The following is a 14,157-nucleotide window of genomic DNA, read 5'->3' on the forward strand; positions in this document are numbered from 1 at the left end:
AAAACAAGAATTAACTGACTAATTAACCAACTATTTACTGGCTTGTTCTTCTGCTTGTTTTTTTGCTAACTCTTCGGCGGCTTTGAGTTGATCGGCTTTCACTTGGTCAACGAGTGTTTCGTAAGCCAACCTAAGTTGTGGATCGTTAGGATCTGATAATATATAAGTAAATACAATTTCACCACGGTGGTTAATAAATACTGTCGTAGGTGTGTTTGTTACCTCAAACGACTTAGCGGCATCATCACCATCCACTAGTACTTTTAAGTCGAGTCCTCTGCGCTTCATTTCTTTGATTGGTTTTGTTCTTGGGTTTTCCCAAAAACTGACGGCGTATGTTTCAATTCCTTTTTTTACATAACCTTTGGAGATAGTTTCTAAACCCGGCTGTAGCTTTTTACAGTAAGGACACCAAGTGGCCCAAAAATGTAAAACATAAGGTTTACCGAGTAAAGTTTCTGATGAAAGCTCGATAGTGTCATTGGTGATCTGCCAAGCAGGAGCCATAATGGCTTCTATAATAGGATTGCCATCTTCATCCAATTCAGGCTCATCACTCAAAGCGAATAACGAGAAGCTACATAAAAAAAGCATGGCTAATAATTTAATTTTTAACATCATCTTTTACTTCACTCCTCTAACTATCAAAACGACTAGCTTCTTTGACGAACCGCTTCAAATAAAATAACCCCAGTTGCTACAGATACATTCAAGCTAGACACAGTGCCTGCCATAGGGATTTTCACAAGCTGGTCACAATGTTCACGCGTTAAACGGCGCATACCTGAACCTTCAGCACCCATCACTATAGCCAAAGGTCCTTCAAATTTCATTTGAAACACATCTTTTTCTGCTTCGCCTGCGGTACCAATGATCCAAACTTGTTCGTCTTGTAACATCTTTAATGTTCTTGCCAAGTTAGTAACAACGATCAATGGCATTACTTCAGCCGCGCCACATGCCACTTTACGTGTAGTTGGCGTTAGCTTAGCTGATTTATCTCTAGGGACGATAACCGCATCCACACCTGCAGCGTCTGCAGTTCTGATCACAGCGCCTAAGTTATGTGGGTCAGTAACGCCATCTAATACTAATAAAAATGGTGCTTTGCCTGCTTCAGCTTTAGCATCAAGTAAGTCTTTTAAATCTGACTCATCCTTTTGCTTTCCAGCTTTAACTCTAGCCATTATACCTTGATGTTGTTCGCCATCACTTTTGTCATCTAAAGCTTTTCTAGACATAAACTGAACCGAAACACCTAATTCTTTTGCATCATTAATAATGGGTAAAACTCGATCATCTTCACGACCTTTTAATGCAAATACTTCAATAATACGTTCTGGTTCATGCTGTAAAATAGCAGCCACTGAATGGATGCCGTACGCTAATTCAACGCTCATTTTTTAACTTACCTACTTAACTGATAACTACGAGTTTTTGTTTATTACTACTGGCTGTTTATGGCTACTTTTTTGCTGACTTACCTGAACTAGCCGAATCTGTTTTTTTAGCCGCTATGCGTTTACCCGCTCGTGACTTAGGTTTTTTCTTGCCACTTTTTACAGGCTTTTTACGGGAGTCTCTTTTAGGGCTTTTCTCGTCAGTCGACTTGGCGGTTTTACTTTTGCCAGTGCCTCTTTTACCAGAACCGTCAGATTTCGTAGTATTTGGAACATCACCTTTACGCAATTTATCTCTAATTGACGTAGCAGTGTTATTGGTTCTTTCTTCATTGGCTTTGCTACGAGTTCTTGAACCTTTGCCAGCGTTAGCTTTTCCATTGCTAGCTCTGCCACCTTGGGTTGGTAATTCTGCCAATTCAAAATCTATTTGTTTTTCGTCTAAATCTACCGCTTTAACGCGAACATCTAACTTGTCGCCCAAACGGAAAACTCGGCGATTACGTTCACCAACTAATACGTGACGGTCACCATCGTATTGATAATAATCGTTACCTAGTGCGGTTATATGAACTAGACCTTCAATATGTAAATCTAACAAACGAACAAAAATACCAAATGAGGTTACTGATGAAATAACACCTGCATGCTCAGAACCAATATGGTCTTGCATGAATTCACATTTCAACCAAGATTCTACATCTCTGGTTGCTTCATCAGCACGACGCTCTGTCATGGAACATTGTTCACCAAGCGCTTCTAACTCTTCTGAGTTATACGCGTAATGGCCAGATGTTTTTTGACCTTGTTTGTTTATTATTGCTTTAATTGCTCTGTGAACAATTAAATCAGGGTAACGACGAATTGGTGACGTGAAATGTGCATAACCTTCAAGTGCCAATCCAAAGTGACCTATGTTATCGGCTTGATATACGGCTTGGCGCATAGAGCGGATCATCATAGTTTGAATTAACTCACCATCTGGTCTTGATAAGTATTTGTTAACCTGAGCACTTAGTTCTTTTGGTGTTGGTTCGTCACCAAAGGTAAGTTCACCACCAAGTTCAGCAATAAAACTTCTAAATGCAGCCAACTTACTTGGATCTGGTTTGTCATGCACGCGGAATAAGGCTTCTGCATTATTCTGTTCAATAAACTGCGCCGCTGATACATTGGCTAAGATCATACATTCTTCAATGATCTTATGTGCGTCGTTACGGGCAACGGTTTCTACTGATTCAATTTTACGTTGAGCGTTAAAGATAAACTTAGCTTCAACCGTTTCAAATTCAAATGCACCACGCTCTGCACGTACTTGTTTAAGTTGAGTGTACAACTCAAACAAATCAACAATATGCGGATAGACATGCTGATAACGTTCTCTTTGTTCTTCATCACCGTCTAACATTGCCGCTACTTTGGTATACGTTAAGCGTGCATGTGAGTGCATTACAGCTTGGTAGAATTTGTGCTCAGACAATTCACCAGCAGCACTAATGGTCATTTCACACACTAGACACAGACGGTCTACCTGTGGATTTAACGAACATAAACCATTGGATAATTTTTCTGGCAACATAGGTACAACTTGATCAGGAAAATACACTGAGTTGCCTCGTTCAATGGCTTCTTTATCCATTGGCGAGTTATGTTTAACATAATGCGATACATCGGCAATTGCGACATATAAACGCCAGCCGCCTGTTGCTAGTTTTTCACTGTAAACCGCATCATCAAAATCTCGTGAGCTTTCGCCATCAATAGTCACTAATGGTAGTTTACGTAAATCTACGCGACCTTCTTTGTCTTGTTCGGTTACTTCTGCCGATAAACTCTCAGCAAAGCTACTGACTTCTGCTGGCCATTCATGCGGAATTTCGTAATTTCTAAGGGCAATTTCAATTTCAACTCCCGGTGCCATATGTTCACCAAGGACTTCAACAACTTTACCAATACCGCTTGAACGTTTATCTGGACGAGTGACTAACTCAACAACCACCATTTGGCCATGGCGAGACCCAAGTTCTTCGCCTTGTGGAATTATAATTTCTTGTTTGATGCGACTATCATCAGGAATGACAACATGTACACCCATTTCAACAAAGTAACGGCCTATAATTGGTGCGGTTCTTGGTTCTAATACCTTAACAACTCGCGCTTCTGTTTTGCCTTTATGTTCGCCAATCTCTTGTGCTTTAACAACGTCGCCGTGGAATAATTTACGCATTTGACTATGGCTAATATACCAGTCATTTTTGCCAGGGCGAGTGCCTTCAAGTTGCAAGAAACCGAAACCATCACGGTGACCGATCACTTTGCCAGTTACAAAGTCACTTTCCAGTGGAATTTCATATTTATTATGACGATTATATAAAAGCTGACCTTCACGCTCCATGGCACGAAGTCGACGCTTTAACGCCACTTTTAAATCTTCATTTGGGATGTGACACAATTTAACCAGTTCGCCAAAACCTAACGGCCCACCATTGTTGTTGATTTGTTCAAGGATAAACTCTCGACTTGCAATTGGTGTGTCGTATTTTTCTTTTTCCCGTGAGAAGTTCGGGTCGTGTTTTGGCATTAATACTCGCTTAATAGTTTTTGAATTTGATAGGTTTTATATGTGTATTATAACTCGGTGGATTTATTGAACAATGTTTAGTTTTATTATTTAACCTAAGGTTAGTATAGAAAGTATTAATTACAGCTAGATTACATGTAAAAAAGAGTCTGTGATCACTCGACTACAGACTCTTTGTTTGTATTATTTCAATCATTACTAGGCTGGGTAAGCAGATTTTAAACCGTTATAAACTAGCTCTTTAAAGTTTGCACTCGATGCATCTGTGGTACGTAAAACGTCCATTAATACTTCGTTGTCTTCTTTACCATTCCAGATTTTAATATATTCACCGGTTTTATAACCGTGATCTTGACGGAAGAAATTTAAAACATTTTTACCAACGTAATGTCTAAATAACTCATCAAAACTCAAATCTGTTTGTTGCATTAATCCGGCAAAGGTATTTACATCGAAACCTTTATCAGCCAAGGTATTGCTCACCATAGTTTCAATGGTTTCGGCAAATGTAGCTTGAGCTAATGGTTTACTTAATTCTTTTTCAATGTCTGCGGCAATTTCAGCAACACTTTGTCCTGAAACCAAACGAGCACTTAAACCGAAATGGAAAATATCAATTAGTTCTAAGTGTACTTGCTCGATATCTGGCTCTTGGTGTTTCCACCATTTCCAACCGTAATGATCTAGCATTTCCGCCAGTTCAACCCACATAGCTCTATGCCATGAAAAGCCTTGTTCACGCCACTGAGGGTGAACTTTAGTATTCATATCGTCCTGCATTTGTAACATGGTTAATAATTGTTGCTGCATTATATTCACACCATAAAAAATAGTAATTTACTCATTACAGAGCATCATATAATTTTCCATTGAAATTAACACTACCAAAAAGGTTTTAAATCATTAGTATTCATTTAATTACAAGTGAATATTTGTTGATAAGGACATCAAAAAATATTTGAAAATCGATAATTTTATTATTACAAATGTTAGGTACCCCCTATGAAGTCTTTGTTGAAAGCCAGTGTACTGTCTTTAGTTGTTGCTCTTTCCGCCTGCTCTGATGATTCAGAAGAGGAGGTATTAAACTACCCAGTATTAGAAAATGACTCTGATACTCCATTTGATTTATCTCGCGGTGAATACGCTTGTTATGAAATGGTTACCAGCTTGGGTAACATCGAATTAGCCTTAGATGAAAAATATGCTCCTGCCACCAGCTTAAATTTTTACAATTACGTAGAAGACAGCTTTTATGACGGTTTAATTTTTCATCGAGTTATTTCAAACTTTATGATCCAAGGTGGTGGGTTTGAACCAGGGTTAGTTGCAAAAGCAACTCAAGCCTCTATTGAAATAGAATCTAAAAATGGTTTAAAAAATTACCGTGGTCGCATTGCTATGGCAAGAACATCAGTCCCCGATTCAGCAACTTCGCAGTTCTTTATTAATACCGTTGATAATGCATTTTTAGATTATGGGAATGCGTCAGACGGTTATGGTTATACTGTATTTGGTGAAGTGATTGCAGGTATGGATGTGGTGGATGCAATAGAAGCCGTTGAAACAGCAACTACTAATGGTTATGCCGATGTACCTGTGGACGATGTCACTATTGATACGATAACGCCTATGGATTGCCCTGTTTCTGAGTAATATGATTTATTACTGCTTAAAATAAAAAAACGAGTTCATATTTGAACTCGTTTTTTATTTTCAATTTTAAATAACATCAACATCAAATAAAATCATTTCCCCATAATGGCGTTTTGTTGTTCTTGCCAAGCTGGAACCATGTTTTCAATATTTTTATTAAACCAGTCAGTTAAAAGTCGCTTTTCATAATAGTATGTATCATGACTTAAACGATTACTGCCACCTCGACTCATAAAAGCCATATCTTTTAATTTTACAGTTTCTATTTTAACTTTTTGTTTGTTAACCAACACTTGATATTCAAACTCAATCATTGGCCAGTAAAAATCTTTTACTATCCTAATATCGCGACTCATTCCAAAGTTATATTCAACCTGCCCAGCCAAATTAAGATTGGTAACTTTAATTTGTAGTTCAAAGTCTTCTGGTAATTCAGATGTTAATTTTACCAAGTGTTTCTCTAATTGATTAAACACATTTTTTCTAAATTGAGTTTTTCCTGAATCACCACTACGAATGTCTGTATATTTATCAGGCTCTTGCCATTTAACGGTAGCCGTTCCGGCATAAGCAACACTTACAAGCAAAGACGTGATAAATAAAGATGTGGTAAATAAGCCGCTTACACATAATGTAATTTGGTTAATTAGTTTTGCCATTTGAGCGCTCCTATGAAAAATTTTATGTTACGTTATTTAAACTACGTATGTGCTTAGAGCCATAAACTTCATATAAGTTTAAATAAATGCTGAATTAACAAACTCATTTCTATACCCTACTGCAATAACGTATTTCCTACAATAGAGTAAAGCCAGTGCCATTAAGTCATAACAAAGGTCAAATCCATCCAAATGTATGGCTATTGATGTTAGCTCAATCTTTAATTGGTTCGGCTGGCCCTGTTATTGTTTTTGTTGGAGGCTTTATTGGCTTGCAGCTAGCCCCAACCAAAGTCCTGGCTACGCTCCCCATTGCCTTAATGATCCTTGGCATTGCTTTTTTTATGCTCCCTGTCATTAAATGCTTATCGATTTTAGGCAGAAAAAAAGGCTTTATTGTTGCAATTATTGTGGGCGCGTTAAATTGCCTATTTGCCGCTTATGCTATTGAAATTGCAAATTTTTGGGTGTTTTGTTCCAGTATATTTTTATTTGGCATTGTTATATCCGCCATGCAACAATTTCGCTTTGCAGCGATGGAATCTGTCCCCGACGAACTTGCCAGTAAAGCGGTGTCTATTCTTTTATTAGCTGGGTTAATTGCGGCATTTGTTGGTCCTGAAGTCGCATTTCTTGGTAAAGACTGGTTTGAAACTGAATTTGTTGGTTCTTTTGTTGGTGTATCTATTTTGCTGCTTTTATCAATTAGCTTTGTTTCTTTTTATAAACCTGTGTCTAAACAGCAAGAAGAGGTTCAAGCACCGCAACGTGAATTAATAGACATTATAAAACAACCTGTATTTTTAGCTTCTATCGTAAGTGCAACCGTTGGCTTTACGGTTATGAGTTTTATTATGACTGCAACCCCAATAAGCATGCATGTTTATAGTGGTTTTAATATAGAAGATACTAAGTGGGTTATTCAAAGTCATATCATCGCAATGTACTTGCCTTCTTTTTTTACTGGCAAGTTAATTCAACGATTTGGCCAAGTCAAAATACTATTGGCAGGCATCCTTGCTTTGTCACTTTGTATAATTATAGGCTTTGCCGGTCATCAGTACGTGCATTATTGGGGAGCTTTGGTATTGTTAGGGATTGGTTGGAACTTTATGTTTATAACTGCAACAACATTATTACCACAAAGTTATACACCTTCTGAAAAATATAAGATTCAAGGTTTAAACGATCTTGTTATGTTTTCTTGCCAAGCCGCAGCTTCATTGTCTGCTGGTTGGGTTATTAATACTCTGGGCTGGAATTCAATGTTGATTATTTGTATCCCTTTATTGCTGTTATCTGCAACTGTTATAGTGCACTGGCACAGACGTAATAAAAAATAAAAATTTAAACACTACAACTACCTCTGCGAAGGAATAACTATGGATTTACTAAGCTCTATCATGTCTGCGTTCTCAAATTTTGTTTGGGGAATGCCCATGATTTTTTTATTAGTGGGTGGAGGGATCTTTTTTACCGTTTATTCTCGTTTAACCCCTTTTCGTTATATTGGTCACGGTATTTCATTGTTAACCGGGAAGCACGATAAAGATTCTGAAAAAGGTCAGCTAACTCATGCCCAAGCATTATCGGCTGCATTAGCAGGTACGGTTGGTATGGGTAATATTTCAGGCGTTGCTTTAGCAATTACCGCTGGCGGCCCAGGTGCTGTATTTTGGATGTGGTTAACTGCGTTATTAGGTATTTCCACTAAGTTTTTCACTTGCTCTTTAGGTGTTATGTTTAGAAAAACCGATAAAGATGGCGAAGTTCATGGCGGACCTATGTACGTCATAACAGAAGGCTTAGGTAAAAAATGGAAACCGTTGGCCATTTTATTCGCATTCGCAGGTTTATGGGGAACGATTCCGGCATTCCAAGCCAATCAATTAACCGCCGCGTTACGAGAAGAGTTAATTCCTAAGTCTTGGTTTTCATCACCAGACATGTTCAATTTAATTGTGGCAATTGTTATTACAGTATTGGTTGCGGGGGTTATTTTAGGTGGATTAAAGCGTGTTGCTTATGTCACCACACGTTTAGTTCCAAGCATGGCAATTATGTATGTATTAATGACATTAGCAGTACTGTTTAATCATTTTTCTGAAATCCCACAATTATTTCAATCTATATTCGTAGAAGCTTTTCAACCTCAAGCTGTTTCTGGTGGCATATTAGGTGTTCTTATTATTGGTGTATCCCGCGGTGTATTTTCTAACGAAGCTGGCATTGGTACAGAAGTATTAGCCCACGGTGCAGTAAAAACTAATGAACCAATCCGTGAAGGATTAGTTGGCATGTTAGGGCCAATTGTTGATACCTTAATTATGTGTACTTGTACTGCATTGGTTATTTTAGCATCTGGTATGTGGCAAGATGTTGAGGGTGTTAAAGGTGTAGAATTAACAATGCAAGTCTTTGGACAAGAGCTAGGCGTTATTGGACAAGTATTATTAGCCATTGAAATTTTATTCTTAGCCGCCAGTACTATGTTTACGTATTGGTATTATGGGGAAAAGTGTTTTGTGTATTTACTCGGTGAAGCCAATAGAAAATATTACAAAGCGTTTTACTTATCAACCATTGTAATAGGATGTTTAGTTACGCTAGATATCATATTTAACTTTATGATTGGCATGTACGGTATAATGGCAATACCAACTATGCTCTCAGCTATTTTACTAGCGCCTAAAGTTAAAGCCGCAGCTAAAGTATATTTTGCTAAACTTTAATAGTATAGACAGTAGTATCGAGCAAGAATAAGCTAGATTAAAAATCTAGTATGTGTGTAACAGAATATAGATAATTAAAAGGGTTAAATATTATGAATAGAAGTAAGAAGCCAGTTATCTATATTCTTGCGGCGCTATCTATCGCATTAATTGTTATGTATTTATGGCGCTCTTCTTTAGCTGATAAAAAAATAACCGATTACGAGCCTGAGTTTAATCAATGTGAAAAAGTATACGTAGGTAAAATTCCATACGTGTGTAACCCAGGTGAGTTAATTTATATTGATGCCGAAGTAGCTGAAGAGTTTTGTACCGATGAGGTTTTTGTTAAAACTGAGGATCATATTTATTGTGTATATAACGGTGAGCGTCCTGACAGAACAAAAACCATCAAAAAATTTAATACCTACAAAACAAAAAAGTGATATTCATTTGAATATCACTTTTTTGTTATTTTAGCCCGCCAGCTCTGGAATTAATCGAAAAGCTGGGTCTTAATTAGCTAATTATTAAAGCTTAGCTAAAAACTTAAATATCTTTTGTCTCCAATTAGAATATGGTGCATACCTAACTGGCATATCGGCAAAAAAGCTTTTATGTAAAATAGGCTTAAGGTGGCTGAAAGTATCAAAGCCCCACTTCCCATGATATGCCCCCATCCCCGAATGACCAACACCACCAAATGGAAAGTCTGAGTTAAGCATAAAGGTAAGCGTGTCATTAATGCTTAATGTTCCAGAACTAGTCTCATTTTTTACCATTTTAATGGTTAGATCATTATTACTAAATAAATATAACGCTAATGGTTTTTCTCTATCTTTAATAAACTGAACGGCTTTATCCATTGAAGGTACTTCAATTATCGGCAATAAAGGACCAAATATTTCTTCTTCCATAATTGGACTTGTTAAATCCGGATTAAAAATTAACGTTGGAGCTATGTATTTGGTTTTCTTGTCTGTTTGTCCACCGATGATCAGTTTCTCTTCGTTCTCTTTTAAATAACCCGATAACCTATCAAAATGGCGTTCATTAATAATTCGGCCATAATCCTCAGATTGTTTTGGATCGCGTCCATATTGTTTGATTAAGGCTTGTTGTAGAGCTTTGATCAACGGTTCACGCATTAAAGGCGTAACTAATATGTAATCTGGTGCGATGCAGGTTTGGCCTGCATTGATAAATTTACCCCAAATAATTCTAGCTGCGGTTACCTTTAAATTAGTGTTGTTATCGACAATACACGGGCTTTTTCCGCCAAGCTCTAAAGTAACAGGAGTTAGGTACTCACTTGCTGCGCGCATAACGATTTTTCCAACCGTTTCACTGCCTGTATACATAATATGGTCAAAGCGCTGTTTAAGTAGTTCTGTGGTCTCTGCAACACCACCTTCATATACAGCAACAGCGGTTTTATCTAAGTATTTAGGCACTAATTCAGCTAACAATTTTGACGTAGCTACTGACAATTCAGAAGGCTTAAGTACGACACAATTCCCCGCAGCTATAGCAGCAACCATTGGGCTTAATACTAACTGCAATGGATAATTCCATGCGCCCATAATTAATACTGTACCTAAAGGCTCAGGTGTTATTTTACTATGACCCGGTTGCAATAATAATGGAGTGCTAAGGTTTCTTGTTTTTGCCCAAGTTTTCGTTTTTTTGAGGAACAAAGAAATGTCTTTTAATACGAAAGCATATTCTGAAACATGTGCTTCAAATTCGCATTTACCTAAGTCATCATGAAGCGCTTTATAAATCGACTTTTCATTTTCCTCTAACATTTGTTTTAATGCCAATAACTGACTATGACGCCACTCTATTGATCTTGTTTTTCCACTACCAAATGTCTTTTTAAATTGAGAAATAAATTCCATTATAACAACACCTCATCACTGATTTTCTAATACCGAAGATAACTTGATTTGTTATCCTTGGCAACTTGGGCAATAGAACGAATTACGCTGCCCTATTTTTATCGATTCTATAACATTTTGGCAGGTTAAACATTCCTTTCCTGCTCGTGCATACACCAACAATTCTTGAGCAAAGTAACCTGGACTTCCATCTGACTGGGTGAAGTCCTTCAATGTAGTACCACCTTGAACAATTGCTTCTGCTAACGTTTGCTTAATATGTTCAGTTAGTATTCCATAAGCTTTTTTTGTGATTTTCCCAGCGGGTTTTCTTGGGTCTATACCGGCTTTAAATAAACTCTCATTGGCGTAAATATTTCCAACACCGACAACAATGTGATTATCCATAATAAAGTTTTTAACAACTGTATTTTTGCCTCTGGATTGTTCAAACAATACATTAGCGTCAAATGCGTCCGTTAACGGCTCAGGACCCAATTTCATAAGTAACTTGTGGGTTGTATTAGGTTCCTGCCATAAAAACGAGCCAAAGCGACGAGCGTCGTTATATCTGAGCACTTTACCGTTACTAAACTCTATATCGATGTGATCATGCTTAACCAATTCTACATCTTTGTCGACAACACGTAATTTGCCCGACATACCCAAGTGTAAAATGCCACTTCCAGCGTCGGTCTCTATAAATAAATACTTAGCTCGGCGAGTAACCGCTTTTACTTTTTGGCCGACTAATAATTGAACTTCATCTGGCACTAACCAACGCAAGCGTCCGTTTCGAACAATGACTTTAGTCACGACTTGATCGGTTATATGAGGTGAAATACCTAAACGGCTAACTTCAACTTCTGGTAACTCAGGCATTCGTATTAACCTAACTAGTTATATTGAGTAAAACGAGTGGAATAAATAAAGGTAACTGGGACTGATCGATCATCATCCATTGTGCTAAATGATGGTCAAAAACATAAACTAGCCCTAAATCATTATCAATAATAAACTCAAAAATGAGCGTTTGTTTCGTCCCCAATACATCCACTGAAATTGGTAAACGAGTATTTGAACTATTTATCGCCGGTTCGTTAGTCAAAAGTTCAATCGAAGTCGAAGTCCAATGACTTATAATATCGGCTGGCATTAACTCTTTATCTAACGCTATTTCGCTCACTGTACGCCAGCTAGCGCCGATACGTTCAAAACGTAGACCATTGTAATCTATATTTTGAATTAAGCTGTTTGAGTCGATTAGCGTGCGTTTAACTTTGTTATTTTCATTTGATACGAAGCGCTGATGTGTACTGTTAAATAATACGATCATAAATAACGAGGCAAAAATTAAAACATTATTCCAACCTCTTTGACTTAAGCCTGTTCTCATTATACGTCCTATCGAAATTATTAGATCACAAATTATACCAATTGAATTAATGAATTAGTTATTCAGCGAGAATTAAAAGGTTCATAGGTGAGGCATTGATTGAAGAGAATGGTTGTTCCCTTGTTGAAATCAATAAAGACAATATGCTCCTGCATTGTCACCTTACCCTACATCCTTGTAGGGCAACAAAGCATATGAACCTTTTAAACTCGCCCTTCGGGAGCTTGTTAGAGGCGCGATAATTGCGCAAAATTTATTTGATGTACGACTGCATGGATGCAGGAGATAGAGCGACTCAGGAGACAAAGCCGAGAATAACTATATCGACACAAATTTTACTTATTCTCACACCTCTAACATAGCTCTGAACTAATCAATTCATTAATACAATTGGTATTATAATCGCACAATTTAAACTTATTGTGCGAGCTTAAAATTCATTATTACCAACGTTTTTACTAAACTTGAATTTTAGACATAAAAAAACCCGACGTTAGTCAGGTTTTTTAAACTTTTGCAAAAGTTTCAATAGAATCAAAAAGCTTACTTAATTTTAGCTTCTTTGAAGATCACGTGTTTACGGATCTTTGGATCAAATTTTTTGATTTCCATCTTTTCAGGCATTAGCTTTTTATTTTTATCAGTAGTATAAAAATAACCAGTTCCAGCCGTTGAAACTAAACGAATTTTATCACGCATGTTAGTTCCTTAGATTTTTTGACCATCTGCACGCATATCTGCAAGCACTGTATCAATACCTTTTTTATCAATTATACGCATACCTTTAGTAGATAAACGTAATTTCACAAATCGCTTCTCACTTTCAACCCAAAAACGGTGTGTTTGTAGGTTAGGTAAGAAACGACGTCTAGTAGCGTTGCGCGCGTGTGAACGATTGTTACCAACCGTTGGACGCTTACCTGTTACTTGGCAAACTTTAGCCATGTCATTTACTCCAAAACAAAAATTCTGACGTCAATCTAATTCGCCCTATTGGCCAATTGATTTGTCCGGGCATTCGAAAGGGCGCAATTTATACAGAATTTGATGATTAAGGTCAAGTTTTAGTTGTAAATAAGATGGTTTTTTTCGTCTTTTTTGCAATTAAGTTTGTTTTTTAAACAAAGCTAAGATTTTTAGGGAATTAATTCCTAAAAACAAATAAACAATTCATCAGACCAAACCTAACTTTATTTACTTTTCATACCCCAGTAATTCAAAGTCTTTTTTATACTTTTCGTAAATTCGCGCTTTGGCTTGTTCAGTTATATTATCATTCAAACATACTGCAGCAGAGCGCGTTTTATTTTCATGTCCTATGTCTATATTTGTACCAAGCTCATTACTTAACTGTTGAGTGAACTGTTCTAAACTCTCCATTCTCCCGACAAAATCGACCAATAATGTTTTTTCATTATCATCAAATATATATTCATATTGAAGATCAAAATGAGGTCGTTGATATAACTCTTCACAATATAAACCATGTAAAGCAAAATCATTAATATCGGAAAAATCATTTAAAAAAGTATCTCTAAAAATTTTATCTTTTTCGCTTAAACGTTCACCGCCATTTTTCAAATAGTTATATGCTGAGCAAAACCTATCATAAGGATTACGAACCACGGTAAATTTAAAATAATTATCAAACTTCACCGGATTATCACTACGATAACATCGTGCCGTATAATGGCTACTATCGGGACAATCAAATACAGCTTTGCACACTGAAGTACCCGCAGCTTTAGGGATATGAACAAAAATCGCTTTTCTTTTGTCCATTCCTCCTCGATACAGAGTTTTCCCTAAAATCCGACGTAACATCCTTGATAATTGATTATAGTTTTTTACTTTCTTTTTCACTAAAATAACTC

General features: G+C 36.9%; 15 protein-coding genes. 4 read left to right on the forward strand and 11 right to left on the reverse strand.

What is annotated here, in order from left to right; translation table 11 throughout:
* Positions 1-30: 30 nt before the first annotated feature.
* From Q0940_RS15070 to Q0940_RS15085, 4 genes are all read right to left on the reverse strand, one after another.
* The gene (locus Q0940_RS15070) at positions 31-621 is read right to left on the reverse strand and encodes a TlpA disulfide reductase family protein (RefSeq protein WP_299270307.1); all 591 of its coding nucleotides are present in this window, start codon (positions 619-621) and stop codon (positions 31-33) included.
* Positions 622-653: 32 nt separating this feature from the next.
* Positions 654-1,400: a 23S rRNA (guanosine(2251)-2'-O)-methyltransferase RlmB gene (gene rlmB / locus Q0940_RS15075; RefSeq protein ID WP_299270309.1), complete on the reverse strand. Its 747-nt coding sequence runs from the start codon at positions 1,398-1,400 to the stop codon at positions 654-656.
* A 64-nt stretch (positions 1,401-1,464) separates the two neighbouring features.
* On the reverse strand, positions 1,465-3,981 hold the full coding sequence (gene rnr / locus Q0940_RS15080) for a ribonuclease R (protein WP_299270311.1): 2,517 nt from the start codon (positions 3,979-3,981) through the stop codon (positions 1,465-1,467).
* Between the two features lie 198 nt (positions 3,982-4,179).
* On the reverse strand, positions 4,180-4,791 hold the full coding sequence (locus Q0940_RS15085) for a dUTP diphosphatase (protein WP_299270315.1): 612 nt from the start codon (positions 4,789-4,791) through the stop codon (positions 4,180-4,182).
* Between the two features lie 192 nt (positions 4,792-4,983).
* Between Q0940_RS15085 and Q0940_RS15090 the strand changes: the two genes are divergently transcribed.
* On the forward strand, positions 4,984-5,637 hold the full coding sequence (locus tag Q0940_RS15090; RefSeq protein WP_299270318.1) for a peptidylprolyl isomerase: 654 nt from the start codon (positions 4,984-4,986) through the stop codon (positions 5,635-5,637).
* Positions 5,638-5,729: 92 nt separating this feature from the next.
* Here the strand turns inward: Q0940_RS15090 and Q0940_RS15095 are convergent, their stop codons facing one another.
* Complete coding sequence (locus tag Q0940_RS15095) at positions 5,730-6,296, reverse strand: DUF3016 domain-containing protein (RefSeq protein ID WP_299270320.1); 567 nt, start codon at positions 6,294-6,296, stop codon at positions 5,730-5,732.
* A 155-nt stretch (positions 6,297-6,451) separates the two neighbouring features.
* On the opposite strand from Q0940_RS15095, the gene Q0940_RS15100 reads away from it, so the two are divergent.
* The 3 genes from Q0940_RS15100 to Q0940_RS15110 all read left to right on the forward strand — a co-directional run bounded on the left by Q0940_RS15100 (position 6,452) and on the right by Q0940_RS15110 (position 9,453).
* The gene (locus Q0940_RS15100; RefSeq protein ID WP_299270322.1) at positions 6,452-7,639 is read left to right on the forward strand and encodes an MFS transporter; all 1,188 of its coding nucleotides are present in this window, start codon (positions 6,452-6,454) and stop codon (positions 7,637-7,639) included.
* A gap of 39 nt (positions 7,640-7,678) precedes the next feature.
* Complete coding sequence (locus tag Q0940_RS15105; protein ID WP_299270326.1) at positions 7,679-9,028, forward strand: amino acid carrier protein; 1,350 nt, start codon at positions 7,679-7,681, stop codon at positions 9,026-9,028.
* A gap of 92 nt (positions 9,029-9,120) precedes the next feature.
* The gene (locus Q0940_RS15110) at positions 9,121-9,453 is read left to right on the forward strand and encodes a hypothetical protein (protein ID WP_299270329.1); all 333 of its coding nucleotides are present in this window, start codon (positions 9,121-9,123) and stop codon (positions 9,451-9,453) included.
* 84 nt (positions 9,454-9,537) lie between these two features.
* Here Q0940_RS15110 and Q0940_RS15115 read toward each other — a convergent pair whose 3' ends face one another.
* The 6 genes from Q0940_RS15115 to Q0940_RS15140 form a co-directional block, all read right to left on the reverse strand.
* Positions 9,538-10,908 (reverse strand): aldehyde dehydrogenase family protein, encoded by a 1,371-nt coding sequence (locus Q0940_RS15115; RefSeq protein ID WP_299270332.1) that lies wholly within the window; start codon positions 10,906-10,908, stop codon positions 9,538-9,540.
* 51 nt (positions 10,909-10,959) lie between these two features.
* On the reverse strand, positions 10,960-11,769 hold the full coding sequence (gene mutM, locus Q0940_RS15120; RefSeq protein ID WP_299270335.1) for a bifunctional DNA-formamidopyrimidine glycosylase/DNA-(apurinic or apyrimidinic site) lyase: 810 nt from the start codon (positions 11,767-11,769) through the stop codon (positions 10,960-10,962).
* Positions 11,770-11,779: 10 nt separating this feature from the next.
* A complete protein-coding gene (locus Q0940_RS15125) occupies positions 11,780-12,283 on the reverse strand; it encodes a hypothetical protein (RefSeq protein WP_299270337.1) in 504 nt (167 codons plus the stop codon).
* A 543-nt stretch (positions 12,284-12,826) separates the two neighbouring features.
* A complete protein-coding gene (gene rpmG / locus Q0940_RS15130; protein ID WP_105050859.1) occupies positions 12,827-12,982 on the reverse strand; it encodes a 50S ribosomal protein L33 in 156 nt (51 codons plus the stop codon).
* Between the two features lie 9 nt (positions 12,983-12,991).
* Complete coding sequence (gene rpmB, locus Q0940_RS15135; RefSeq protein WP_299270343.1) at positions 12,992-13,228, reverse strand: 50S ribosomal protein L28; 237 nt, start codon at positions 13,226-13,228, stop codon at positions 12,992-12,994.
* 249 nt (positions 13,229-13,477) lie between these two features.
* Positions 13,478-14,146: a sulfotransferase family 2 domain-containing protein gene (locus Q0940_RS15140; RefSeq protein WP_299270347.1), complete on the reverse strand. Its 669-nt coding sequence runs from the start codon at positions 14,144-14,146 to the stop codon at positions 13,478-13,480.
* Positions 14,147-14,157 lie beyond the last annotated feature (11 nt).

Origin of the sequence: uncultured Psychrosphaera sp. (assembly GCF_947500655.1) — a bacterium.
In the GTDB taxonomy this organism is placed as follows: Bacteria; Pseudomonadota; Gammaproteobacteria; order Enterobacterales; family Alteromonadaceae; genus Psychrosphaera.

Bases quoted from the DNA above. Each gene is read 5' to 3' on its own strand.
- Q0940_RS15070 (WP_299270307.1), bottom strand. From the start codon at position 621: ATGATGTTAAAAATTAAATTATTAGCCATGCTTTTTTTATGTAGCTTC.
- rlmB (WP_299270309.1), bottom strand. From the start codon at position 1,400: ATGAGCGTTGAATTAGCGTACGGCATCCATTCAGTGGCTGCTATTTTA.
- rnr (WP_299270311.1), bottom strand. From the start codon at position 3,981: ATGCCAAAACACGACCCGAACTTCTCACGGGAAAAAGAAAAATACGAC.
- Q0940_RS15085 (WP_299270315.1), bottom strand. From the start codon at position 4,791: ATGCAGCAACAATTATTAACCATGTTACAAATGCAGGACGATATGAAT.
- Q0940_RS15090 (WP_299270318.1), top strand. From the start codon at position 4,984: ATGAAGTCTTTGTTGAAAGCCAGTGTACTGTCTTTAGTTGTTGCTCTT.
- Q0940_RS15095 (WP_299270320.1), bottom strand. From the start codon at position 6,296: ATGGCAAAACTAATTAACCAAATTACATTATGTGTAAGCGGCTTATTT.
- Q0940_RS15105 (WP_299270326.1), top strand. From the start codon at position 7,679: ATGGATTTACTAAGCTCTATCATGTCTGCGTTCTCAAATTTTGTTTGG.
- Q0940_RS15110 (WP_299270329.1), top strand. From the start codon at position 9,121: ATGAATAGAAGTAAGAAGCCAGTTATCTATATTCTTGCGGCGCTATCT.
- Q0940_RS15115 (WP_299270332.1), bottom strand. From the start codon at position 10,908: ATGGAATTTATTTCTCAATTTAAAAAGACATTTGGTAGTGGAAAAACA.
- mutM (WP_299270335.1), bottom strand. From the start codon at position 11,769: ATGCCTGAGTTACCAGAAGTTGAAGTTAGCCGTTTAGGTATTTCACCT.
- Q0940_RS15125 (WP_299270337.1), bottom strand. From the start codon at position 12,283: ATGAGAACAGGCTTAAGTCAAAGAGGTTGGAATAATGTTTTAATTTTT.
- rpmG (WP_105050859.1), bottom strand. From the start codon at position 12,982: ATGCGTGATAAAATTCGTTTAGTTTCAACGGCTGGAACTGGTTATTTT.
- rpmB (WP_299270343.1), bottom strand. From the start codon at position 13,228: ATGGCTAAAGTTTGCCAAGTAACAGGTAAGCGTCCAACGGTTGGTAAC.